Genomic DNA, 24,516 nt, shown 5'->3' on the forward strand with positions numbered 1-24,516 from the left:
AAGGAGTTGAATTTTGCCTCTAATTCCAATGGTTGTTGAGCAAAGCAACAGGGGGGAGCGTGCATATGATATCTATTCACGCCTTTTAAAGGATCGAATCATTTTTATCGGATCTGCTATTGATGATGAGATTGCCAATCTTATTGTTGCCCAGTTCTTGTTTCTGGAATCAGAAGATCCTGAAAAGGACATCAGTTTTTATATTAATTCACCAGGTGGTGTTGTAACGGCAGGGATGGCCATCTATGATACAATGCAGTATATAAAACCGGATGTGGCTACCGTATGTATCGGACAGGCCGCCAGTATGGGGGCGCTTTTACTGACGGCAGGTACAAAAGGGAAAAGATTTGCCCTGCCCAATTCCAGAATAATGATTCATCAGCCACTTGGCGGAACACAGGGACAAGCCACTGATATTAAAATTCAGGCCAATGAGATTTTAAGGATGAAAGATATTTTAAATGAGATTTTATCCACTCATACAGGTCAGGATATTGAAAAAGTATCTGCAGATACGGAAAGAGATTTTTTCATGTCAGCAACAGAAGCCATGAAATATGGTATTGTGGACAAGGTGGTTACTGACAGAAGCGAGTTGGAAGAAGACACAGATAACGACGCTTCAAAGGAGTAATGATTATGGCTCAGAAAGATGAAGAAAATGATCAGTTTTTCTGTTCTTTTTGCGGTAAAAATCAAAAAGAGGTTAAAAAGCTGATTGCAGGTCCAAGTGTTTATATTTGTAATGAATGTATAAACTTGTGCGGCGAGATTATTGAGGATGAAGAAAAAGAAAAAAAGGCCCAAAAGGATGGGTTAAAGGATTTTTTAAAACCTAAACAGATAAAAAAATTGCTTGATTCTTACGTTATTGAGCAGGATAAGGCTAAAAAAGTTCTTTCTGTGGCAGTATATAACCATTACAAGCGATTAAGTTCAACCCTGGAAAAGAAAAGTGATGATGTGGAAATTGAAAAGAGCAATATCCTTATCATCGGTCCCACAGGATGTGGGAAGACTCTTCTTGCACAAACCCTTGCCAGGTTTTTAGATGTTCCTTTTGCCATTGCAGATGCTACTGCATTAACCGAAGCAGGTTATGTTGGAGAAGATGTTGAAAATATAGTCCTTTCTCTTGTTCAGAATGCAGACTATGACATTGAGAAAGCTCAGAAGGGTATTATTTATATTGATGAAATTGATAAAATATCCCAGCGTGGAGACAATCCGTCCATTACCCGGGATGTTTCAGGAGAAGGCGTTCAGCAGGCCCTTTTAAAAATCATAGAGGGTACGATTGCAAGTATTCCGCCCAAAGGGGGCCGAAAACATCCCCAGCAGGATTATGTAAAGGTTGATACATCTAATATCCTTTTTGTTTGCGGGGGTACATTCACAGGTTTGGAAAAGGTGATTGAAAGAAGAATTACCCAGAAAACCATGGGATTTGGTGCTAAAATCGCAGAAAAAAAGGATAAAAATATTGGAGAACTTCTTGAACAGCTCAAGCCGGAAGATCTGATTAGATTTGGTCTTATACCTGAGTTTTTAGGACGTCTGCCCATTATTACGTCCATTGGCGAACTCAATGAAAAATCTTTGGTGAAGATTTTAACCGAGCCTAAGAACGCTTTGGTTAAACAATACCAGGAATTATTCAAGGTTGAAGGTGTGGATCTTCAGTTTACGGATGAAGCCCTTGAAGCCATGGCCAAAGAAGCTGTGAAAAGAAAATCGGGCGCAAGGGGACTTCGTGCTATCATGGAGGAAACCATGCTGGATATCATGTATGAAATTCCATCTAAAGAGAATGTTCAAGAATGTGTTGTTGGAGAAGAGGTGGTATTAAAGAATGAAGATCCCATACTGCTTTATGAACAACCTAAAAAACAGGCCTGACACTAAAAAGGGTTCTAAAATTCAATGATCAATATTTCCAAGTTCTTTCATCAGGATGGTTCGGAGAGTATAAAAAAACAGCTTCCATTGGTTCCCTTGAGGGATATGGTATTGTTTCCATATATTACCACATCGGTATTTGTTGGAAGGGATAAATCCATTAAGGCTTTGTCCGAAGCCATGGCAGCAGACAAGAAGATTTTTTTGACCACCCAAAAAAATCCTGAAGTATTAAAACCAACCATTAAAGATATTTTTCAGGTTGGAACGGAAGCAAGGATCACTCAGCTCCTCAGATTGCCTGATGGAACCGTTAAAGCATTGGTTGAAGGATGTGAAAGAGGTAAAATTGTTAAACTGGTTGATGAGGATGGTTATCTTTGTGTCGAATATATACCTGTTCATGAAGAACTCATGCCGGAAACAGCCAGTGAAGCGGCCATAAGAACTGTTACAGAAGCGTTTGAACACTATGCACAACTTTCCGGAGCAGTATCGCAAAGTTTTTTTAAGACGCTTGATATGCTGTCCTCCAACGAGTCTCGATATGCCGATACCATTGCCAGTCAGATGCCGTTTAAAGTGGTTGATAAACAGAAACTGCTTGAATGTGGAACGATTGAAGATAGATTTTTCTTGTTGTTGAAGCTGATTCAAAAGGAAGCAGAAGTCTTTACCATGTCCCAGAAAATAAAGGGAAGAGTAAAGAAGCAAATGGAAACGCTGCAGAAAAAACATTATTTGAATGAGCAGATGCAGGCCATAAAAAAAGAGATGGGAGAAGACGGCAATGCTTCGGAATTTGAGGATCTTGAAAACAGGATAAAGAAAAAAAGAATGTCCAAAGAAGCGGCTTCAGTGGCGAGAAGAGAGCTTGCCAAATTAAAAATGATGTCCCCCATGTCATCTGAAGCCACTGTGGTCAGAAATTATATTGACTGGCTGATTTCTCTGCCCTGGTACAGGAAGAACCGGTCAAAAAATGATTTGCAAAAAGCTGAGCAGATTCTGGATCAGGATCATTACGGACTTGAAAAACCCAAGGAAAGGATTCTTGAGTATTTAGCCGTACAAATTCTGGTTAAAAAGATTAAAGGGCCGATTTTATGTCTTGTAGGCCCTCCGGGTGTGGGCAAAACATCTTTGGCAAGGTCTGTCGCTTCTGCTACGGGAAGGGCTTTTGCAAGGGTGTCACTTGGCGGTGTCAGGGATGAAGCTGAAATCAGAGGGCACCGGCGTACCTATGTGGGAGCTATGCCTGGCAGGATTATTCAGACCTTGAAAAAAATAGGTTATAATAATCCGGTTTTTTGTCTGGATGAAATTGATAAAATGACGTCTGATTTCAGGGGTGATCCATCATCGGCTTTGCTTGAAGCATTAGACCCGGAGCAGAATAAAAATTTTAATGATCATTATCTTGAAGTGGATTATGATCTGTCGGAAATCCTTTTTATCACCACTGCCAATACATTGTATGATATCCCTGCACCTTTGAGGGACAGGATGGAGATTATTCAGATACCTGGCTATACTGAGTATGAAAAGGCAAAGATTGCCACCGGGTATTTGATCCCGAAACAATTAAAAGAAAACGGTCTTTCTGATTCTGATGCGGTTTTTTCAAAAAATGCCGTTCATGCCATTATTAAAAAATACACAAAAGAAGCAGGGGTCAGAAATCTTGAGCGTGAGATTTCAGCTGTTTTGCGAAAAATAGCCAAAGAGATTGTTCAAACCGACCATAGAAAATTACATAATATTTCTACAACTACGGTTTTAAAATTTTTAGGTCAGCCCCGTTTCAGAGACAGTGCCTTGGAAAAAGAAGACATGATTGGTATTGTTACCGGTCTTGCCTGGACCCAGGCAGGAGGGGAATTGCTTACCATTGAGGCTGTAACCATGCCGGGAAAGGGAAATGTGATGGTAACCGGAAAACTTGGTGATGTCATGAAAGAGTCTTCCCAGGCCGCAGTAAGTTATGTCAGATCCCGTTGTAAAGAATTAAATATAAAAGAAGATTTCTATAAAGATATTGATATACACATCCATGTACCCGAAGGCGCAATCCCCAAAGACGGTCCTTCCGCCGGTATATCCATGTGTTCGGCAGTTGTTTCGGTATTGACCGGAAAACCGGTTTCAAGAAAGGTTGCCATGACAGGAGAAATAACATTGCGGGGAAGAGTGCTTCCTGTCGGTGGTTTGAAGGAAAAACTCTTGGCAGCCCATATCAATGGTATTAAAAAAGTCATTGTTTCAACAGAGAATAAAAGAGATATAAAAGAGATTCCCAAAGCTATTCAAGCTCAAATGGAAATTGTTTATGCTGAGGATATGTCCCAGGTGCTTGAAAATGCTTTGTTATAATTTGAATTTATTGAAGATATGATATAAATTCCATCATGGCATCTTTTTCATCTTTTGTGGTGATGGCTCTTCTAATTTCAATTATTTTTTTATGTTCTTCCTTGTCCAGTAAAAGGTCTTCTTTTCTTGTTCCTGATTTGTTGATATTAATGGCTGGCCAGATTCGGTGTTCAGCGCATTCCCGGGAAAGGTGCAGGTCCATGTTTCCGGTTCCCTTGAATTCCTGAAAGATAATGTCATCCATGCGGCTGCCGGTGTCCACGAGGATGGTGGCAATAATGGTCAGTGAACCCCCATTTTCAAGCTTTCTTGCCGCACCAAAAATTTTTCTGGGAAATTCCATGGCATTGGCACCTAGCCCTCCGCTCATGGTTTTGCCATGGCTGTCAATATCAGCGTTAAAAGCCCTTGTCATCCTGGTTAATGAATCAATAAAGACAACTGAATTCTGACCTATTTCAGCGCATCTGATGGCCGTATGCATGGCGATGCGTGTCATTCTCATATGCTGACCTATTTGCTGGTCTGCTGATGAATACAGTACATGGGCATCTTTCAGGCCCCTTTGAAAATCAGTTACTTCTTCGGGTCTTTCATCAATCAGGAGAACAAACACTTTGGCATCCGGATGATTCATTACTATAGAGTTTGCCATATGTCTTAATATGGTTGTTTTGCCGGATTTGGGCGGTGAAATAATCAATCCCCTTTGCCCCATTCCAATGGGTGTAATCAGATCAATGGCTTTGCCTGTAATATCATCTTCATCCTGAGTTAAATAATAGCGTTCAAAAGGGTTTATGCTGACCTGATCCTGCAATAGAGGGGTGTTGATAAATTCATCAAAGGGCAGCTTATTAATCGTTTCAATACGTATTAAAGCAAGATTCAGATTGGCCGGTCCTTTTTGTTCACCAAATCCTTCAATAAAACTGCCTTCTTTTAAGTTTAATTTTCTGATTAAACTGTTTGGGACATATGTGTTTTCAGGTTTGGGCTGGAAGTTTTCTTCAATCTGCCTTAAAAAACCAAACCCTTTATCCATGATTTCAAGATATCCTTGAACCGGTTCCATTATCAAACTCCTTAGTTGAAATTCAGGAATAAAAAAAAGAAAAGCAATTAATTACCAGTATTGCATTCGGTAAAATATTACGGACTATGATATTAAAAACAGACAGGTTCAAAATTTTTGAGATAAAAGTTTGAAGTGCTGTGTAATCATTAGCTTATTTATAGCATTTTTAATTTAACCTTGCAACCAAGGCACAGGGATTAATTTCCTGCCGTTAAAAAAGAACAATTAATTATTTTTTATGCTATTTTCTGCTTGACACAATTTTTTATTATTGATATAAATCTCCTGTTTTTGGGCGATTAACTCAGTTGGGAGAGTGCAACCCTTACAAGGTTGAAGTCGCAGGTTCAAGCCCTGCATCGCCCACCAAAAATACAGGTTACGGGGGTGTAGTTCAGTTTGGTTAGAACGCTTGCCTGTCACGCAAGAGGTCGCGAGTTCGAGTCTCGTCACTCCCGCCACAATATAAAAGGTGATTTTAGATTTAACTAAAATCACCTTTTTTATTTGGAAGCTACGGCCAGCTATCTCTCTTATTTCTCAAGTTCTTTGAGGATAGCATCTCCCATGGTTTTGGTGTCCACAACATCGGTTTTTTTATCGGTCAGATCAGCTGTAAAAATGCCGTTTTCAAGAACCGTTGAAATGGCTTTTTCAATTGTATTGGCTGCGTCTGAGAATCCAAAGGTATATTTGAGCATCATGGCACCGGACAGAATCTGGGCAATGGGATTGGCAATGCCTTTGCCTGCAATGTCAGGTGCGGAACCGCCTGCTGGCTCATAGAGGCCGAAATTTTTTTCATTCAGGCTTGCAGATGCTAAAAGACCCATGGAGCCTGTGATCATGGCACATTCATCGGAAATGATATCTCCGAACATATTGCCACACAACAGTACATCAAATTGATGTGGGTCTCTGACAAGCTGCATTGTGGCATTATCAACATATATGTGATTCAAAGTGACATCTGGAAATTCTTTGGCCACCTGGGTAACAGTTTCCCGCCAAAGTACCATGGAAAAAAGAACATTGGCCTTGTCTACGGATGTCACGATATTCCTTCTTTTACGGGCGGCTTCAAAAGCCATTCTTGCAATTCTTTCAATTTCAAAGCGTGAATATACCATTGTATCATAGGCTTTTTCATTAAGGCCGTGACCTTCTCTTCCCTTTGGTTCTCCAAAATAAATTCCTCCTGTTAATTCTCTGACGCAGAGGATATCAAATCCGTTTTTAACAATCTCGGGTTTTAAAGGGGAGGCAGATGCCAGCGTTGGGAAGACCTTTGCGGGCCTAAGATTACAATATAAGCCAAAATGTTTTCTTAAGGGTAAAAGGGCTCCTCTTTCCGGCTGTTCTTCCGGCGGAAGGTGTTCCCATTTGGGGCCACCTACCGAGCCGAATAAAATAGCATCGCTTTGTTCACATAGAGCTAAAGTGGAGTCAGGCAAAGCTTTTCCATGGTTATCAATGGCGGCACCACCAATGTCTGCCGATTCAAATTCCAGATCAAACCCATACAGTACAGCAGTCGTTTTAAGAATTTTGACCGCTTCTTCCATTACTTCGGGGCCGATTCCATCACCTGGGAGTAGAGCAATCTTGTTCAAATCAGTTGATCTCCTAATTTTTAAAATTACATTAATAAAAATTATATATTATATAAAATTAAACAATAATCAATGTTTTATTTAGTTTGTATAAAATAAGTTTAATAATACTGGATTGTATTGATAAAAAAGTGATCAAATAATTTGATTTGAAAATGAAAATAGGGTAGGGCCTGTTAATTGAGATGAAATAAATAAAGTAATATTATTTTTTGCTGGTATTCTGGCGGGAAGGGTATTGAAAAACAGGAAACCAGGGCAGGATTAATCTCCTGCCTTGGTTAAATATTTTGTTTTAAACTTTTATAACTTTTTTAGCTGACAGGCCTTTGTCATTTTCCTCAATTTCAAATTGTACAAGCTCTCCTTCTGAAAGTGTTTTGAAACCAGACATCTCAATGGCTGAAAAATGGACAAACACATCATCGCCGGTTTCCTGCTCAATAAAACCAAAGCCTTTTTTTGAATTAAACCATTTGATTGTTCCTTCCACCAAAATTTTTCCTCCTTACTTAGTATTAAGACAATATACTTATGAAAAATTTGCTCTGGCAACCACCATTAAGCAGAGCAATCCTTTTATATCTGAGGCGATCGTAATTATGCCTTATTATCTCATTTAAAAAAATGCAAGAAAAAAAAAGGGGGATGATAAAAAAATCATCCCCCCTTTTTCTAAGTTTGAATTATTTCAGCTATTTTCTGTTTCCATACTCCGCATAAGCCATTGCAGTAGTCCTGTATACAAGATGGGCCATTTTTGAAAAGGGCAGAAATGCGAACAATTCAAAAATTGCAATCAGATGCAGGTAGTATAAGAAATACGAAATATATTCAAGATGGGCCAAACGGGCCATCTCAGTTAACATTCCGGTAAGACCAAGGGCAAAAACAACACCAAGAATAAACCAGTCTTTATAAGAAGTGATCTGGTCGTCTTTTTTATCCAGCCGGTTTTTAATCATTATGCCACTGCCGATAACCAAAGATACACCGGCAATATTTGCCAGCCATTTTATGGGGTTCAGCTGGGAATAAGGGCCGGGTAATCCGCCAATATACAACATGATACCGCAGACCGCAGTCACAATGAAAAGGCCTATAAATGCATAAAGCACCATCATATGTGGAGTGGCTCGCTCCTTGTTTGATTCGCACTCATTGAATTTATCATGCTTTAGAACCGTTGTAATAACTTTGATAAGGGCCTGGAAAAGTTCTTTGTAATCCAGAGTGGTTTTATCAGTTTTTTCTTCAAGGACAGCATTTTCATGAATATCTGTTATGAAATTTTTAAGGCTGAGAAAAAAGATGATGACCACTGCGGTTGCAATGGGCACAAATGTCATGTCCACAAACCAGGTTGAGACAAAATTTGAATGGGCAATGACATGTTCCGCACCTTCATGGGCATGGGACCAGGCAACACCAAATACATCAAATATTTTTGTCATGGTTTCACCGGCAGTCATTGTAATGAGCGCCAGCAGGGCAAACCAGAGAGCTGGCACTCCAAGCAGGAGCGGCAGTTTTTTCGGGTCATTGACTGCATTTGCCAATGCCTTGGGGGTGGCATATTCTGTGATGGCCGCAGATCTGACGGCAGCCAGGACATCGCCTGGAGCAGCACCTCTGGGGCAAAGGTCTGAACAGTCACCGCATTGGTGGCACAGCCAGATATCGCCACTGCAGATAAGCTTGTCCTTAAGCCCCCATGAAGCGGCAATCATTTCTTTTCTTGGGAAAGGACTGTCTTCAGGCGCAATAGGGCATGCAACCGAGCAAGTTGCGCATTGATAACATTTTTTCAGTGTTTCCCCACCCAGACTTCTTATTTGCGCAATAAAGTCCAGATCGGGTTGAGCAAGATATTTTTCAGTCATACTATGATACCTCCTAAACTATTTTTTACAATAGTTGTGATTAAAATCCTTTGAACGGGTTTGGACCAAGAGCTTCAACTTCTTCAACAAAGGCATTGATAATTTCAGGAAGTTTGTCATATTCGTCAATGGCAACTTCTGCAAAAGCAACCCGTTCTTCTTCAAGAGCAAGGCTTGAAAGTGCATCACCGATTTTCTTTACACGAACTTCTGCAAGCTCAGAACCTTTAACAAAGTGGCACTGATAATCATCACCATGTTTACAACCGATGAGAATAACACCGTCCATACCCTGGGCAAGAGCATCTTTAATCCAGATGGTGTTCACGGAACCAAGGCATCTGACCGTAATGAACCGAACATTGGGAGAGTAATCAATTTTGTTCATTCCCACCATGTCAAGGGCTGGAAAGGCATCGTTTTCGCAGATTAAAGCAAGGAATCTGAAAGGTGGTTCATCATAATCATCTTCCGAAGGAACGCCCACCGCTTTAACCTGGGAGCCGATGGAATCAATTGTGTAGTCGGCAAAAGAGATTATTCTTTCAGGACATGCACCCATGCAGGTTCCACATCTTCTGCAGCGCGTGGGATTTGCTTTTGGTGTTCCTTTTGCATCATCATCCAGGGCACCAAATGGACACTCAACCGTGCAGCGTTTACATTGGGTGCATCTTTGGAAGAAAAAGTCAGGATAGGTAATGTCACCTGATCTAGGATGAACAGCCATGCCCCTGTTGGCACTTTCAATACACTGGATGGCTTTAAGCGCGGCTCCTGTTGCATCTTCAATGGATTCTTCAATGGTCATGGATCGTCTGACAGCACCTGCTGCATAGATACCGGTCCTCTGGGTTTCATAGGGGAAGCAGATATAGTTGGAGTCTGCATACTGTCCAAAAATATCATTATCTCTGAACCCTGGGCCTTGTCTGTAAGCAAGGTTGATAATCGGATCATCTTTTGTCGCTGGAACCATACCACCTGCAACAACAACCATGTCCGCTTTAATGGCAAGATTTTCACCCAACAGTGTGTTGCTGGCTGTGACTGCAAGATTGTTCCCCTGTTGGATAACTTCAGTGACAGCTCCTTTGGTCATGAAAACGCCGTCTTCCTGCTGCATGCTTTTGTAAAAATATTCCTGAAGTCCAGGTGTTCTCATGTGCTGATAAATAATATAGGCCTTTCCGTCAGCATAATCATCTCTGACGTATCTGGCCTGTTTTAAGGCAACCTGGCTGGTAACAGAGCCGGTATATTCAAAGTCGGCATCATCTTCCTCTTTGCCAGGAGACTGGATAAAGACAACATTTTTTGCTTCTTTTCCATCGGAAGGTTTAATGATTTTTCCTTTGGCAGCAATTTTTTCAAACTCATCATTGGTCACAACATCGGGAAGATCAAGACCAAGATGTGCATATGCTTCGCCTTTCAGGACAGCAGGCCGCCAGCCTGCAGCCAGAACAACAGCACCGTAAAGCTCTCCGTTAGGATCCAACTGAAGAATATCTTCTCTGCCTTCATTAAATTCAAGGTATTTTGCATGCTGGGCTTCTGCATCCAGCTCTTTGCCGTTTTCATCCACGAGCATTTCTTCTGGAAGCGGGAAGGGAACGTCAAAGGGAATTTTTTCACCAGGTTTTTTGAAAGTAACCGTGAATTCACCCGGCTGTCCTGCTATACGGGCAACTTGAGTTGAAGTTTTGACGTCAATATTGGAAAAGCTTTCAACTTCTGCGATCAATTCATTGACAACCGGGGCCCTTAACTCTTCAAAAGGCTCTGAAACCGGCATCTGGCTTCTCATATTGGCAGCATATCCGCCCAGTTTGTCCGCTTTTTCAACAATTGTAACGTCATAACCGGTTTTAGCCGCATCCAGGGCTGCCGACATACCGGTTACACCGCCACCCAGAACAAGGATCTTTTTTGAGAAACTTTCTGTCTGGTAAGCTTCCGGCAGATTGACTTTTTCAACTCTGATCATACCCATTTTGATATAATCTTCAGCTTTCATCTGAACGGGGTCAAAGTGTTCTTCATCGTCTTTCTGATCTTCGGTCAGCATGGGATAAGTTTCTCTTGAGTGGGGCCATACAACACCTTCTCTCAAGTTTGTTCTTTCAACAATGCAACCGTCAAAATTGAAAACATCAAAGTTGACACGTCTGGAACAGGCACCAATTACCATGGCGTTCACTTTTCCGTCATCAACATCTTTTTGAATTACTGCCACACCTTCTTTACTGCAAAGAAACGGATGAGTGGTACAATTAACACCTTCTTCTTCAGGAACATCTACCAGAGCTTCCATGTCGAGGGTATCACCGATTCCACAGCCAGTGCAGATATATACTCCGTATTTTTTATCCATGATTATCCTCTACCTCCTTACAAGGGTCTGAATGGCTTTAAGCGCCATGCCTGTTGCATTCTGGTTGGATGTCACAACGTCAGCAGGCTTGTTGGCACAACCGGCCGCAAACATTCCACCTTTTTTGAAGTCGTTTACAATAAAACCGTCAGGGTTGTAGCTCAAGTCTGCATTGGGTTTGTCAATGGCACATGTCGGCTGCATACCGGTTGCAAGGACGAGCATATCCACGGTTTGTCTGAGTTTTTCACCGGAGATAGTATCTTCGGCAACAAGATTTATATTGCCAGAACCTGCCTCTTCGGAAACTTCTGCAACTTTTCCTTTTACAAAGAAAATATTTTCATCTTTTTTGAGGTTTGCATAGAAATTTTCATATTTTCTGCCCGGTGTTCTCAAGTCAATATAATAGATGTAGATTTTAGCATCCGGATATTGTGCTCTCAGATATGTAGCGTGTTTCAATGAAGCCATGCAACAGATATAAGAACAATAAGGCAGATGATTTTCATCCCTTGAGCCTGCGCATTGTGCAAATGCAATAGTTTCAGGAGCTTTGTCATCAGATGGGCGGACGATTTTGCCTTGTGTCGGACCATTCGAAGATGCCATCCTTTCCAGCATCATATTGGTGACGATGTTCTGGTATCTGCCAAATCCAAGATTGTCGATTTTTGTGGCATCATAAGGTGTCCATCCTGTGTTCCAGACAATGGCACCTACTTTAAGATCCAAAGTTTTTTCTTCCATATCAAAATCGACAGCGTTGTATTTACAGGCTTCTTTGACTTTGTCACGGTCATCCGTACTCATGGCGGGGTCCATAACATACTGCATTGGGAATGCCATGTTGTGAGGCAGGTAGGCTGCTTTTTTGCGGTCCATGCCAAAATTGAAATCATTTGAGATTTCAGTATCACACACTTTTGCGCATTCGCCGCAGGCAGTACAGTTTTCATTTACAAAACGAGGTGATGTTTTTACTGTGACTGTGTAGTCACCTGCAGCGCCTGTTACATTCTGTACCTCTGACAGGGTGAATACTTTAATGTTTTTGTTGTCCTTGAGTCTTCTGTAGTTGATCTCAAGTCCGCAAGTAGGCGGGCAAAGTTTGGGGAAATAGTGTTTTAACTGGGATACTCTTCCGCCAAGAGATGCTTCCTTTTCCACAAGGAAGACCTCATACCCCACTTCGGCAGCTTCAAGGGCAGTTGTAAGGCCGCTGATTCCGCCACCAACCACCATAATGCTTCCACTAACCGGGGCTGAATTATCTGTTGTCATGCTGTCCCTCCGTGCATTCGGGTTATATTATTTTGGGTTACTATGGTATTTATGCCAAATCTTAATGCGTTTGCCTTAAGATTTAAAAGTTTTTTGGCATCCTCTCTCCTATTTTACAGACGCAAAAATCGTTTTTTTTTTGCACCTGCAAAAGAGGAGACAGGAAGAAGGCCAAAAACCGTCATAATCTTAAAAACCCCCAGGCACTAATAAAGCAGCACCTGGAGGTTATTATTCTAAGAACGTACTTTAAGATTTATTTTTAAGCACTAGTCTGAAATAATCTTAACATACGGTACTTTTTTAAGAGACCATTCATTGGTTTCTTTGTTGTATGATGAGTTGGTAAAGCAGAACCATTCTTCATCATTTTGACCCATGAAGTCACCTCTGTAGTAGAAACCAGGGTATCTTGATTCTTCACGGAACTGGATGTGACGGGTATGAGCCTCAACTGTGTAGAGGCGATGGTTAATTTCCCATGCTCTCATAAGTTCATGAAGGTCACCGGCAGCAATTTTTTCAAGATCTTCACGGAACATTTGAAAGTTTTCCATGAGGATTTCAAGAGCTTTGCCACCAGTCATGTAGTAAGTAGCTGTACCACCACCATACTCATTGGTCATCTTCATCAGACGCATTGCCATACCGGCAGGTTTGCAATAGTTCGGGTTAACTGTTTCATCTGTTGTATATGTGCAATTGTCAAGATAAGTTCTGACAGGTTTGTAAACCATATCAACCAGTTCCTGATCAGTTTCTTTGAAACTTACAGCATCAGGATTGTCTCTGAGGTATCTGACCATTTCTTTTGCACAAATACGGCCTTCAGCATGAGAACCGGAGGAGAATTTATGACCGGAACAACCAACACCGTCACCAGCTGTAAACAAACCTTTGACGGTCGTCATTCTGTTGTAACCCCATTTGTAATCATCAGGAACCCAGTCTTCGTTAGGACCTGAACACCAGATACCGCAGCAACCTGAATGAGAACCTAAGAGATACGGTTCGGTAGGCATGATTTCAGAGTCTTTTTTCTCAGGCTCAGTATTTGTTGCGCACCAGAGACCTGCCTGACCAACTGACATGTCAAGGAAATCTTCCCAAGCTTCTGACTCAAGATGTTTGAGTTCTTTTTTGCTCATGGTCTCGCCAAGTTTGGCAAGTGCATCAGAAGTTTTCATGATGATTGGGCCACGGCCTTCTTTGTATTCTGTCATCATGAGATGGTTTCTCAGGCAAGTTGGTGTAACAGCAGCAGTTCCGTAAGGAGCATATTTTTCAAGTTCTGCTTTAGCATGGTCGGAAGCAGCATAGTTCTCACCAAGACCATTAACAGTCTGAGCTTTAAAAAGAAGGAACCAAGCACCAACAGGGCCATAACCATCTTTAAAACGGGCAGGGGTGAAACGGTTTTCCATCATGGAAAGTTCAGCACCTGCTCTAACAGCCATTGTATAAGTGGAACCTGCATTCCAGACAGGATACCAGGCACGACCTTTACCCTCACCAACTGAACGTGGCTGGTAAACGTTAACAGCACCACCACAAGCTACCATGATAGTTTTGGCACTGATGATATAAACCTTATTTTCACGTACGGAAAAACCAACAGCACCAGCTATTTTTGTAGGATCATCTTTGTCGTTGAGCAGTTCAACAATGAAGCATCTTTCAATGATGTTCTCTTCGCCAAGGGCTTTTTTACCGGCTTCAGCAACGATTCTTTTGTAAGATTCACCATTGATCATGATCTGCCATTTACCAGTACGAACAGGAGTAGCTCCGCTTTTAAGGGAACCGGATTTCAGACCTTTTTTTCCGTCAAGGTTTTTTCCATCATCGGTTTTTTTCCAAACAGGGAGTCCCCATTCTTCGAAAAGATGTACGGAATCATCAACATGACGACCAAGGTCAAAGATCAAATCTTCACGTACAATACCCATAAGGTCGTTTCTGACCATACGAACGTAATCTTCTGGTTTGTTTTCGCCAATATATGTATTGATAGCAGAAAGACCCTGGGCTACTGCGCCTGATCTTTCAAGGGCTGCTTTGTCACAAAGAAGAATTTTTGTGTCGTCGCTTGCCCATTTTTTAATTTCAAATGCTGTTCCGCAAGCAGCCATACCGCCGCCAACGATCAGAACATCAACATCTCTTTTCTCAACCTCTGGGTCTCTTACAGCTTTAAGTTCTCCAATAGGTTTATTAGGTAATGCCATTATATACCTCCAAAATTATATATAAAGTATCAAATTAAATGGATGACAGTAAAAAAATTATGCCAGCTCAGTTGGAGCTACAAGTACATAACCGTCTGCTTCCTGTGTAGAAAGAAGTCCACTGTCAAGATCTTTACCTTTAAGGTCAGCATAATCATTTGCTTCACCTTCGGGAGTAGTTCTGATTGGGAACTTAAAGCGTTTTACAACGCCGTTTCTGAATTTACATGTCCACATAACATCTTCAGTTCCCATCATAGGAACAGTAGAACCTCCCATGGGTACAAAGTCAGAATATCCTCTGACTTCTATTGCCTGGGAAGGACAGATTTTTACACATGAAAAGCATTCCCAGCACTGATCGGGTTCCTGGTTATATGCTTTCATTTCATTAGGATCAAGAACCATCAGGTCATTGGGACAGATGTACATGCATGCTGTTTTGTCCCCACCTTTGCAGCCGTCACATTTTTCTGCAATTACAAAAGATGGCATTTAAAATACCTCCATAATTTAAGTTAATCAAAACGCACAATAACGTTGTGCTACTAAATTTTATTTCAATAAAACAGGCCATATTTCTTAACTTGTCGGGCCTGGTCATTCCTTAAGCCAGCTTAAGAACCAGAAGAAGTATAAACACATACTGATCCAAGCTTTGCATAAATGTTATCGAAATAGCACTCTATCGGTCTTTTTGTCAAGAAATTTTCAAAAAAGATTCTTTCGATTTTTTAATTGTTTTTGCTTGTTCATATGATAACAACATGCACTAGGTTTTGTCTTGACAGCACACAATATATAGTGTTGGATTTTGAATAAAAAGAAACTGGAAATCTAAAAAAAATACTGATAATTTAGATGGCGTATAAAATTACATTTTACAGACAAAAGGAAATAAAAATGGCAGAAGATATGATACCGATAAGCCCTCAAGACTTAATGGATTTTAATTGTGATTTTGCAAATGAGTGCTTTAATGACTGTTGTCGTGATCTGAATCAGGCATTGACACCTTATGATATTTTACGGCTGAAAAATAATCTTGGGATTTCCTCGCAAGATTTTTTAAAGACCTATACTGCGCTTCATTATGGGCCTGAATCAGGTTTGCCGGTAATTGAATTTAAACCCAACCCTGACACCGGGCATGAATGCCCTTTTGTCAAGCCTGAAGGATGTTCTGTTTATGCTGACAGGCCTGCATCCTGCCGTATGTACCCTTTGGCGAGGGCTATTGCACGGTCAAGGCAAACAGGGGAGATCGCCGAATACTTTGCTTTGATTGAAGAGCCGCATTGCAAAGGTTTTGGCAGACAGGCCGGTAAGACGGTTGAGCAATGGCTCAAAGGCCAGGAAGTTGACAAACATAATAAAGAAAATGACAAGCTCATGGAATTGATCAGCCTGAAAAACAGGATTCTTCCAGGCAAGCTTGAGGGGGCTCAATCCGATAAATTTTACCTGGCCTTATATGATCTGGATGAGTTTCGCAAAGAAATTGTTGAAAAAGATCTGTTGGCACAATTCAATATTCCAGAGGATGTTTTAAAAAAAATAAAGGCCGATGATGAGGCTTTGCTGGATTTTGGCATTAAATGGGTGAAAACAATGCTTTTCGGTATTGAAATGACGTTTGGAGAATAAAATTTAATGCAGATTAAAGGAAAGGTAGCCCTTGTTCTTGGTGCTGTTAAAGGGATTGGAAAGGGTATTGGGCTTGCTCTTGCGCAGCATGGGGCAACATTGGTATTGACCCGGTATGACTGGGAAGATGCATTTGAGAGTATGGAGAACGATTTTTTATCATCGGATTCGGAGCATTTGATTATTACGGCTGATCTGCGCAGTATCAAAGATATAAAAAGAGTGGCATCCCATATCAAGGAAAAATATGGTCGTCTGGATATCCTGATTAATAATATAGAGAGAGGTGGATGGCCTGTGGTTCATGGTGAATATACCGAAGACCAATGGGATCTTGAGATTGAGACCACACTTAAGGCCAAGCGGTGGGTGTTTGAGTCTGTTTTTGACCTTTTGAAAAATGCAAAAGAGGCGGTGGTTATAAACATATCTTCTATCGCAGGTATGGTAGGGCGCTCCGGTCCTGCTGCACTGGTTTTTAATGATGCGTATGCTGCTGCCAACAAAGGGATTTCTTCTTTTACTGAAACCTGGGCTCGCCTGGGTGCGCCTAATATTCGGGTCAATGAAATTATGCTGGGAATCTTTGATACCCGTCATGCCCGAGGAACCCGAGGGTGGCGAGAGGTTCTAACAACTGATGAAAAGCAGTCTTTAATTGATCACATTCTGTTGAATCGAACAGGATGTGTTGAGGATGTCGTCAAGGCCTGTCTGTTTATTGTCAAAGACGCCCCCTATATGACCGGAAGCATCTTGAGGCTTGATGGCGGATATGTGCTTGCCGGGGAAAAAATACCTCCTATGCCCAAAGGAATTGTTTGATTTATTGTGCTGAGAGAATAAAACTTATTGTGTGAGTAATATTTGAGCAACAGTCTCTTTTATTTTGTCTGTTTTGTTTAAGTTCCTGCGAAACACTATCTCAATTTGGGCCATTTGCTGATAAAAAGGAGTTCTGTCAAATTTTATGTAGGATTTGGCATCAAACATTCCTGCGCTGCAGCCTGCGCTGATGACGGTTTTAAAGCCTGGCCTGCTCAATTCATGGGGCAGGCCGTGAAGTCTGCAAATCATTGGTCTGTAAGGGTATAGAAGGCATTGGCCGTCTTCGTTTGCCGGGCACATGATTTTCAGGCTTTTGATCTCAGAGTTTTGAGGGAAAGTTTTTTTGCAATAATTTTTAGCACGACCTAAAATATTTTTTTTCTTTTTGTGACTAAGTTGATTAAATCCGTGTCTCAAATAGGCCCGTTCTATATGGGTATGGTGGAAAAATAAAGATTGACAGCAATTATCCTTACAGCCGTTGCATTCAAAATGATATTCGGCAGCAATCTTGTTCCAGGTTTTATCCATATCATTATAAAGGGCTGCAAGGGAGTTAAAAGATGGTTTTTTCATGGCTTGTCAATCAGACCAAGGGTTTTGGGAAAAAAATTTTGGTATACAATGTCATGGCATAGCGGTCGGTCATGCTGGCTATCATATCACATACAGATCGGTTAAGGGGGTTTTTTGAAGAATCCCATGGGGCCATTTCCATTTTTTCCAGCTCTTTTTGCAATGCATCCGGACTATTTAAAAAATAATTATAAAGATCAATAATAACCTTTTTAGCCTTTACAAATTCATTGTGAACTGCAGGGGATCGATAGACTTTTTCATATAAAAATTTGCGTAATATTGTCATGGCATGAAAGGTGTCTTTGCCCATATCAAGGATTAATTTATCATTTTTCGGCCCACTGTTGTAAATCAATTGCTCAATCATAATACTGGCTCTCTGGGAGTGTGTTTTGCCCAGTTTTTTTATACAGATGTCGGGAATATCTGATGAAGAGATTACTTTGCCTCTTAAAGCGTCATCTAGATCATGGTTTAAATAGGCAATGATATCCGCAACCCGGACAATTCTTCCTTCTATTGTAATGGCGGTCTCGCCGGGGGTCGTTGGAATGATGTTGCCAAAACCTTTGGAATGTTTGAGGATGCCGTCCCTGACTTCTCTGGTCAGGTTGAGGCCTTGCCCTCTGTTTTCAAGAGAATCCACAACTCTTAAGCTTTGATCCGAGTGTGAAAAATGAGGAGAATATATCTCGATTAAGGCGGTTTCTCCGCCATGACCAAAGGGTGTATGGCCTATGTCATGACCCAGAGCAATAGCTTCGGCAAGATCTTCGTTAAGGCGCATGGCACGAGCAATGTTTCTTGAAATTTCAGAGACTTCAAGCGTATGTGTTAGTCGGGTTCTATAATGATCGCCCAAAGGAGAAAGGAAAACCTGTGTTTTGTGTTTCAATCGCCTGAAAGAATTTGAATAGACAATTCTGTCTCTGTCAAGCTGGAAAGGTGTCCTGATATTGCAGATGGTTTCTTCCTGGTTTCGTCTTTTTGCATTGGCACTCAGAGTTCCATATTCGGAAAGAAAGCTTTTTTCCCTGATTTGAAATCGTTCCCTGATAGTAAGATTGTCAGTCAGTTGGCTATTCAGGGAATTTTTTATATATGTTTTCTTTTTTGCTTCCATAAAATACTATTGAATATTTATTGAAATCTAATACAATACAGATTTAATCAAAAAAAGCAAGTTGAATACAACGCTTAAAGCTTACTTGCTCATATGGAAACTATTTTGTAAAGGTTTATTCTGCTGAGGGGGAGATTATTTAAATTGGAGTACGAACATTACATGGGTTTGGCATTGGAACAAGCTCAAATAGCATTTGACAGGGGTGAATTTCCGGTTGGGTGTGTTATCGTGCAGGATGAAAAAGTGATAGCAGTCGGTGCAAGGCAGGGGACAACTCTGGATCGGGCATTTTTCAGTGAAATAGATCATGCTGAAATAAGAGCGTTGAAGCAGCTTGAAGTCATTGGTACTCAATTTGATCCTGAACGGTCCGTTCTTTTTTGTACCATGGAGCCATGCCTGATGTGCTTGGGTGCTATTATCCTGTCCGGTATAAAAAAAATTGTATATGCCTATGAAGATCCCATGGGGGGCGGGACCACCTGTGATTTAAAAAGAATGGCGCCCTTGTATAAAAATTGCGGTATTGATATTGTCTCGGGGGTCTTGCGCGAAAAAAGTCTTGATCTTTTTTGTAATTTTTTTAATAAAGAGACTAACTTATACTGGAAGAACAGTTATTTGGAAACTTATACTCTTGAGCAGAAAAAATAAGGATCGTTAAAACAAATAAAGCTTGTATTTTTTTGGGCAAACTATTATAATAGCAAGGTTATACTTGTTGTATTGTAGATAATTTAGAGTCGTGTAAACGCAGGAGGTGTAGAATATCTAAGCGAGGAAGGCAGGATCAGACATGTGTGAATAAGGGGATCCGGGCTAGTCAGGTTCGTGTTATCGGCGCTGATGGCACCCAGATAGGAATTATACCCATTGAAGAGGCCTTAAGGATTGCGGGTGAAGATTCTCTTGATTTGGTTGAGGTTTCGCCGGATGCAAAACCGCCCGTCTGCAAAATAATGGATTTTGGAAAATTTAAGTATGAGCAGACCAAAAAAAAGCAGGAGGCTAAACGCAAACAGAAAAGTACTCAGATTAAGGAAATAAAAGTACGGCCGAAAACAAATGACCACGATCTTGAAACCAAGGTTAAGCATATTGAGAAGTTTATCAGTAAAAATGATAAGGTTAAAATTACGCTGGTTTTCAGAGGCAGGGAATTTATGCTTAAAGAGCAGGCCAATAAGGTTCTGAATAAAATTGTCGCCCTTACTGATACGTTCGCCCAAGTCGAGCAGTATCCAAAGTTTGAAGGCCGTGTCATTACAATGCTTTTAGGACCTAAATAATCTAAATTCCATACAACAACAATAGCAGGATTGCTTGAAAATACATAATAAATGTATGGTGATATATTGTCTTATTGGCTTTATATCACCATCTCTTTTTAGAAAATGTAATACAGGAGAAATGAAATGCCTAAAATTAAGACATGCAGAGCGGCAGCAAAGCGGTTTAAGAAAACAGGATCAGGTAAATATAAATTTCGAAAATCCCACTCCAGTCATATTTTAACCAAAAAAAGCACTAAAAGAAAAAGATCTTTAAGGCTGGATCAGATGGTTGATCAGGATAATATGCAGGAAGTCAGGCGTTTATTGCCCAATGGATAGACTATCTTTAATGTACAGATAATATCCGGATTGAAATATTGAAGCATTTGATTTAAAAGAATACGATTAAGAATCGAGGAGTTTGACAAAATGAGAGTCAAAAGAGGATTTAAAGCCAGAAGACGAAGGAATAAAGTACTTAAACTTGCAAAAGGGTTTAGAGGCGGAAGAAGCAAGTTGTACCGCACAGCAGCGGATGCCGTCGACAAAGCGTTGATGTATGCGTACAGGGATAGAAAAGTGCGCAAAAGAGAATTTAGAAAACTTTGGATAGTTAGAATTAATGCGGCTGCCAGGATCAATGATCTGTCATACAGCAAATTTATAAATGGTCTTAAATTGGTAGGCAGCGAGTTGGATCGTAAGGTATTGGCTGATCTTGCAATTTCTGATCCGGCGGGTTTTTCTCAATTGGCCTCACAGGCCAGTGCCCAGTTTAATTAGACCAGTTTGATTTAGATTAGACTATTTGTGGGGGTGTTTTGCAAAACAATATTATCGATATTGAGAAAGAAGCCTTTGAAAGTATAGAGCAGGCAGGTGATCCGGATCAGCTTGAACAGCTTTCCATTAAATATCTTGGCAGAAAGGGTGTACTCACTAAATTTTTAAGGAACATTTCTTCGCTTCCTGATGATGAACGTCCCAGTGCCGGTAAGAATGCTAATATTCTTAAAGGAAAGCTTGAAGCTGCTTTTAAGGAAGCTCTTTCAAAGCTTGAGGCAGTTGATGCTGCAGGGTTGACAGGCATTGATGTGACTCTGCCGGGGCGACCGGCTAAACGGGGTTCTTTTCATCCTATCACCCAAGTGGCCAAAGAGATTAGTGATATTTTTTTAAGACTTGGGTTTGATATTGCAGAAAGTCCGGAAGTTGAAACGGATTACTATAATTTTGAGGCCTTAAATATCCCTAAATATCATCCTGCCAGAGATATGCAGGACACATTTTATGTGTCGGAAAATATTGTCTTAAGAACGCACACTTCTCCGTCACAGCCGCGCGTAATGGAAAGTACCCAGCCGCCGGTTAGAATTATTTCACCTGGAAAGGTGTTCAGATGTGATTCGGATATCACTCATACGCCTATGTTTTATCAGATCGAAGGTCTTATGGTGGATAAAAATATTTCTTTTGGGGATTTAAAAGGGATTTTGACCACCTTTGTTCATCAATTTTTTGACAAAGAAACTTCCTTACGGTTCCGGCCCAGTTTTTTTCCATTTACCGAGCCCAGTGCAGAAGTTGATATCCGTTGTGTCATGTGCAAGGGAGAGGGCTGCCGAATCTGTTCAAAGACAGGGTGGCTTGAAGTATTAGGTTCCGGGATGGTTCATCCTGCAGTATTTGAAAACGTCGGGTATGATACGGACCAGTATACCGGGTTTGCTTTCGGCATTGGCATTGAGCGAATGGCCATGCTCAAATATGGTATTGATGATATCAGAAAATTTTATGAAAACGATATCCGTTTTCTGGGGCAGTTTTAATATGAAAGTCAGTTTAAGCTGGTTAAAAGAGTACGTTTGTGTTGAGCTTGAGCCTTCCCTGATCTCTGAAAAGCTTACCATGGCAGGCCTTGAGGTTGATTCAGTGGAAGATAGATATGAATACCTTGACCATATTGTTGTCGCTAAAGTCAATGAGGTTGAGAAACATCCGAATGCAGAAAAGCTGTCTGTCTGCCAGGTTGATGCCGGTGGTGACGAGCTGATTCAAGTTGTCTGTGGTGCCCCCAATGTAAGAGAGGGTATGTTTGTGCCGTGCGCGCTTCCAGGTGCCGTGCTTCCCGGAGATCTGAAAATAAAAAAAGGTAAGCTTAGAGGCGAAGTTTCCCAGGGAATGTTGTGCAGTGCAGCTGAATTGAGGCTTAATTCGGATACATCCGGGATTATGGATCTTGAGGGTGAATTTTTTGCAGGAACGCCTCTTGAAGAAGCCTTGAAATTGTCTGATACGGTTTTTGAAATTGATTTGACCCCCAATAGACCGGATTGTCTTGGTGTGATCGGTGTTGCCCGTGAAGTAGGGGCTTTTGTGGAACCAAGGCAAAAGGTGATGCTTCCAGATTATACATTGCCGGCAGATAGGGTTATTAACGAATCCATTCACGATTATGCAAAAGTCCGGATAATTGATTCGGATCTTTGTCCAAGATACTCAGCAGGTCTGTTGTTTGATGTTAAAATTGCACCTTCTCCTTTCTGGTTACAAGAAAGGCTCGAATCCATAGGTCTTGAGCCAATCAATAATGTTGTAGATATTACAAATTTTGTTATGATGGAGACTGGTCAGCCTCTTCACGCATTTGATTTTGATGAGGTCTCAAAAGGTGAGATCATTGTCAGACGAGCGGGCGATGATACTGATTTTGTTACTCTTGACAGCAAAAGTCATAAGCTTGAGCCTGATATGCTCATGATTTGTGACGGGCAAAGACCAGTTGCGCTTGCCGGGGTAATGGGAGGTGAAAATTCCGAGATTTCAGATTCCACAACCCGGGTGCTTGTGGAAAGTGCATATTTTAATCCTGTTTCCATAAGAAAAACTGCAAAGAAAACCGGTATTGCCACTGATGCATCTCATCGATTCGAGCGTGGAATTGATCCTGAGGGAACGGTTAACGCATTAAACAGGGCGGTTTCCCTGATGGCTAAAATTTGTGATGCTAAAATTGCTAAAGATATTATTGATGAGTATCCGCAAAATTTTGTTCCGCTGGAAATTGACTTGAATACGAACGCCTTGAATATTCGACTGGGAACGGATTTGAACGCAGGCGCCATTGGTGAGATTCTGGAGTCAGTGGGATTTGATATCGAAAAGATAGGAGATGCCCGGCTTAAAGTTGGGGTGCCTAGTTTCAGGGTGGATGTTACCCGGCCTGAAGATCTTTCCGAAGAAGTGGCAAGGTTATGGGGTTATAACAATATTGAGACCCGTTTTCCTCTGGTTCCGGCTAAAGGAAAACTGTTGGACCCAAAAGTCATTCTCCGGGAAAAGATCAGGCAGATAATAGTCGGATTTTCTTTTTTTGAAGCCATCAACTATAATTTTATCAATGAAAATTTTTGTGACAAGTTGAATCTGCCTGAAGGAGATCGAAGACGTCAGGTTGAAACAATTTTAAACCCGATTTCAGACCAGATGTCTGTTTTGAGAAGCTCCATGATTCCAGGGCTTTTTGAGACAATGAAAAAAAATATTTCTCAGCAGACAGTTACGTTAAAGATTTTTGAGATCGGCAAGGTTTTTTATGCCACACAAAAAGGATTATTGCCCGAAGAACAAGAAATGATAGCAGGCTTGATAACAGGCAACCGAACTGATCAAACCTGGCATTCAAAAAAAAGTGAAGTTGATTTTTTTGATTTAAAGGGTGTGGTTGAAGGGTTTCTTGATGCCCTTATGATCAAGGACAGGGTTTTTGAAAAACTTGAAGATAATACCTGTCCGTATTATAAAAAAGGGTATGCAGCTTTTGTCAAGTCAGGCGATAGTATTATTGGTACGCTTGGAAAGATTGATGAAAAGGTTTTAAAAAATTATGGGTTGAAGCAGGATGCATTTGTTTTTGATTTCAATTTAAGCACTATACAGGATCTTCTTCCTGAAGCTGTTATTGCTAAGCCGCTTCCTCGTTTTCCTTCACTTTCAAGGGATATTACAATTATTGTAGGCAGGGATGTGACTGTCGGAGAAATCCTGGAACAAATTGAGTTTATTGCTGAAAAACAATCTTTGATTGAAAAAGTATTTCTTTTTGACATCTTTGAAGGCAAGCCGCTATCCGAGGGTAAAAAATCATTATCGTTCAGGGTTGTTTATAGATCCTCGAGTAAAACCTTAAAAGAAAAAAATATTAAAAAGCTGCATACTGATATTTCAAAAACCCTTCTTGATCGGTTTGATGCAGACTTGCCGGATTAGTTTTAAAGAGGATAATAATAATTATTTTAAATTTTGATCGTTTGATTAAAAAGTA

At 40.9% G+C, this 24,516-nt stretch carries 21 protein-coding genes and 2 tRNA genes; 13 read left to right on the plus strand and 10 right to left on the minus strand.

What is annotated here, in order from left to right; all coding sequences use genetic code 11:
* Positions 1 to 13 precede the first annotated feature (13 nt).
* Genes clpP through lon form a run of 3 tightly spaced genes read left to right on the plus strand, consistent with a single transcriptional unit; the run spans position 14 to position 4,275 of the window.
* Positions 14 to 637, plus strand: coding sequence for an ATP-dependent Clp endopeptidase proteolytic subunit ClpP (gene clpP / locus TOL2_RS02420; RefSeq protein WP_014955963.1), 624 nt, complete (start codon positions 14 to 16; stop codon positions 635 to 637).
* A gap of 5 nt (positions 638 to 642) precedes the next feature.
* Positions 643 to 1,902: an ATP-dependent Clp protease ATP-binding subunit ClpX gene (gene clpX, locus TOL2_RS02425; protein ID WP_014955964.1), complete on the plus strand. Its 1,260-nt coding sequence runs from the start codon at positions 643 to 645 to the stop codon at positions 1,900 to 1,902.
* Positions 1,903 to 1,926: 24 nt separating this feature from the next.
* Positions 1,927 to 4,275 (plus strand): endopeptidase La, encoded by a 2,349-nt coding sequence (gene lon / locus TOL2_RS02430; protein WP_014955965.1) that lies wholly within the window; start codon positions 1,927 to 1,929, stop codon positions 4,273 to 4,275.
* Positions 4,276 to 4,282: 7 nt separating this feature from the next.
* On the opposite strand, the gene rho is transcribed toward lon, so the two are convergent.
* Positions 4,283 to 5,350 carry a transcription termination factor Rho gene (gene rho, locus TOL2_RS02435; RefSeq protein ID WP_014955966.1) on the minus strand — a complete coding sequence of 356 codons (1,068 nt, stop codon included), beginning with the start codon at positions 5,348 to 5,350 and terminating at the stop codon, positions 4,283 to 4,285.
* Positions 5,351 to 5,646: 296 nt separating this feature from the next.
* Between rho and TOL2_RS02440 the strand changes: the two genes are divergently transcribed.
* Together TOL2_RS02440 and TOL2_RS02445 are read left to right on the plus strand one after the other, a co-directional pair.
* Positions 5,647 to 5,722 (plus strand) — tRNA-Val (locus TOL2_RS02440).
* A 14-nt stretch (positions 5,723 to 5,736) separates the two neighbouring features.
* Positions 5,737 to 5,814 (plus strand) — tRNA-Asp (locus TOL2_RS02445).
* 72 nt (positions 5,815 to 5,886) lie between these two features.
* On the opposite strand, the gene leuB is transcribed toward TOL2_RS02445, so the two are convergent.
* The 7 genes from leuB to aprB all read right to left on the minus strand — a co-directional run bounded on the left by leuB (position 5,887) and on the right by aprB (position 15,233).
* The gene (leuB, locus tag TOL2_RS02450; protein WP_014955967.1) at positions 5,887 to 6,966 is read right to left on the minus strand and encodes a 3-isopropylmalate dehydrogenase; all 1,080 of its coding nucleotides are present in this window, start codon (positions 6,964 to 6,966) and stop codon (positions 5,887 to 5,889) included.
* A 295-nt stretch (positions 6,967 to 7,261) separates the two neighbouring features.
* Positions 7,262 to 7,462, minus strand: a complete 201-nt coding sequence (locus tag TOL2_RS02455) for a cold-shock protein (RefSeq protein WP_014955968.1) — start codon at positions 7,460 to 7,462, stop codon at positions 7,262 to 7,264.
* Positions 7,463 to 7,661: 199 nt separating this feature from the next.
* Positions 7,662 to 8,849: a quinone-interacting membrane-bound oxidoreductase complex subunit QmoC gene (qmoC, locus tag TOL2_RS02460; protein WP_014955969.1), complete on the minus strand. Its 1,188-nt coding sequence runs from the start codon at positions 8,847 to 8,849 to the stop codon at positions 7,662 to 7,664.
* A 40-nt stretch (positions 8,850 to 8,889) separates the two neighbouring features.
* Positions 8,890 to 11,226 (minus strand): FAD-dependent oxidoreductase, encoded by a 2,337-nt coding sequence (locus TOL2_RS02465; RefSeq protein ID WP_014955970.1) that lies wholly within the window; start codon positions 11,224 to 11,226, stop codon positions 8,890 to 8,892.
* 9 nt (positions 11,227 to 11,235) lie between these two features.
* Positions 11,236 to 12,510 carry a CoB--CoM heterodisulfide reductase iron-sulfur subunit A family protein gene (locus tag TOL2_RS02470; protein ID WP_014955971.1) on the minus strand — a complete coding sequence of 425 codons (1,275 nt, stop codon included), beginning with the start codon at positions 12,508 to 12,510 and terminating at the stop codon, positions 11,236 to 11,238.
* Between the two features lie 269 nt (positions 12,511 to 12,779).
* Positions 12,780 to 14,738 carry an adenylyl-sulfate reductase subunit alpha gene (gene aprA / locus TOL2_RS02475; protein ID WP_014955972.1) on the minus strand — a complete coding sequence of 653 codons (1,959 nt, stop codon included), beginning with the start codon at positions 14,736 to 14,738 and terminating at the stop codon, positions 12,780 to 12,782.
* Positions 14,739 to 14,795: 57 nt separating this feature from the next.
* Positions 14,796 to 15,233 carry an adenylyl-sulfate reductase subunit beta gene (gene aprB, locus TOL2_RS02480; protein WP_014955973.1) on the minus strand — a complete coding sequence of 146 codons (438 nt, stop codon included), beginning with the start codon at positions 15,231 to 15,233 and terminating at the stop codon, positions 14,796 to 14,798.
* A gap of 408 nt (positions 15,234 to 15,641) precedes the next feature.
* On the opposite strand from aprB, the gene TOL2_RS02485 reads away from it, so the two are divergent.
* Together TOL2_RS02485 and TOL2_RS02490 are read left to right on the plus strand one after the other, a co-directional pair.
* The gene (locus TOL2_RS02485; RefSeq protein WP_014955974.1) at positions 15,642 to 16,385 is read left to right on the plus strand and encodes a YkgJ family cysteine cluster protein; all 744 of its coding nucleotides are present in this window, start codon (positions 15,642 to 15,644) and stop codon (positions 16,383 to 16,385) included.
* A 6-nt stretch (positions 16,386 to 16,391) separates the two neighbouring features.
* A complete protein-coding gene (locus TOL2_RS02490; protein WP_014955975.1) occupies positions 16,392 to 17,210 on the plus strand; it encodes an SDR family NAD(P)-dependent oxidoreductase in 819 nt (272 codons plus the stop codon).
* Positions 17,211 to 17,234: 24 nt separating this feature from the next.
* Here the strand turns inward: TOL2_RS02490 and TOL2_RS02495 are convergent, their stop codons facing one another.
* Both TOL2_RS02495 and TOL2_RS02500 read right to left on the minus strand, forming a co-directional pair.
* A complete protein-coding gene (locus tag TOL2_RS02495; protein ID WP_014955976.1) occupies positions 17,235 to 17,789 on the minus strand; it encodes a hypothetical protein in 555 nt (184 codons plus the stop codon).
* Positions 17,790 to 17,799: 10 nt separating this feature from the next.
* On the minus strand, positions 17,800 to 18,915 hold the full coding sequence (locus TOL2_RS02500) for a deoxyguanosinetriphosphate triphosphohydrolase (RefSeq protein ID WP_014955977.1): 1,116 nt from the start codon (positions 18,913 to 18,915) through the stop codon (positions 17,800 to 17,802).
* A 144-nt stretch (positions 18,916 to 19,059) separates the two neighbouring features.
* On the opposite strand from TOL2_RS02500, the gene TOL2_RS02505 reads away from it, so the two are divergent.
* The 6 genes from TOL2_RS02505 to pheT all read left to right on the plus strand — a co-directional run bounded on the left by TOL2_RS02505 (position 19,060) and on the right by pheT (position 24,461).
* Positions 19,060 to 19,572 (plus strand): nucleoside deaminase, encoded by a 513-nt coding sequence (locus TOL2_RS02505; RefSeq protein ID WP_041279213.1) that lies wholly within the window; start codon positions 19,060 to 19,062, stop codon positions 19,570 to 19,572.
* 113 nt (positions 19,573 to 19,685) lie between these two features.
* The gene (infC, locus tag TOL2_RS02510) at positions 19,686 to 20,207 is read left to right on the plus strand and encodes a translation initiation factor IF-3 (protein WP_083863439.1); all 522 of its coding nucleotides are present in this window, start codon (positions 19,686 to 19,688) and stop codon (positions 20,205 to 20,207) included.
* A gap of 126 nt (positions 20,208 to 20,333) precedes the next feature.
* Positions 20,334 to 20,531, plus strand: coding sequence for a 50S ribosomal protein L35 (gene rpmI / locus TOL2_RS02515; protein WP_014955980.1), 198 nt, complete (start codon positions 20,334 to 20,336; stop codon positions 20,529 to 20,531).
* Positions 20,532 to 20,621: 90 nt separating this feature from the next.
* Positions 20,622 to 20,975: a 50S ribosomal protein L20 gene (rplT, locus tag TOL2_RS02520; protein ID WP_014955981.1), complete on the plus strand. Its 354-nt coding sequence runs from the start codon at positions 20,622 to 20,624 to the stop codon at positions 20,973 to 20,975.
* A gap of 38 nt (positions 20,976 to 21,013) precedes the next feature.
* Positions 21,014 to 22,021, plus strand: a complete 1,008-nt coding sequence (gene pheS / locus TOL2_RS02525; protein WP_014955982.1) for a phenylalanine--tRNA ligase subunit alpha — start codon at positions 21,014 to 21,016, stop codon at positions 22,019 to 22,021.
* Positions 21,987 to 24,461, plus strand: coding sequence for a phenylalanine--tRNA ligase subunit beta (gene pheT / locus TOL2_RS02530; RefSeq protein WP_232508036.1), 2,475 nt, complete (start codon positions 21,987 to 21,989; stop codon positions 24,459 to 24,461). Before pheS ends, pheT begins: the two co-directional genes overlap by 35 nt.
* Positions 24,462 to 24,516: the final 55 nt, after the last annotated feature.

It is taken from the genome of Desulfobacula toluolica Tol2, from assembly GCF_000307105.1.
Lineage (GTDB): Bacteria > Desulfobacterota > Desulfobacteria > Desulfobacterales > Desulfobacteraceae > Desulfobacula > Desulfobacula toluolica.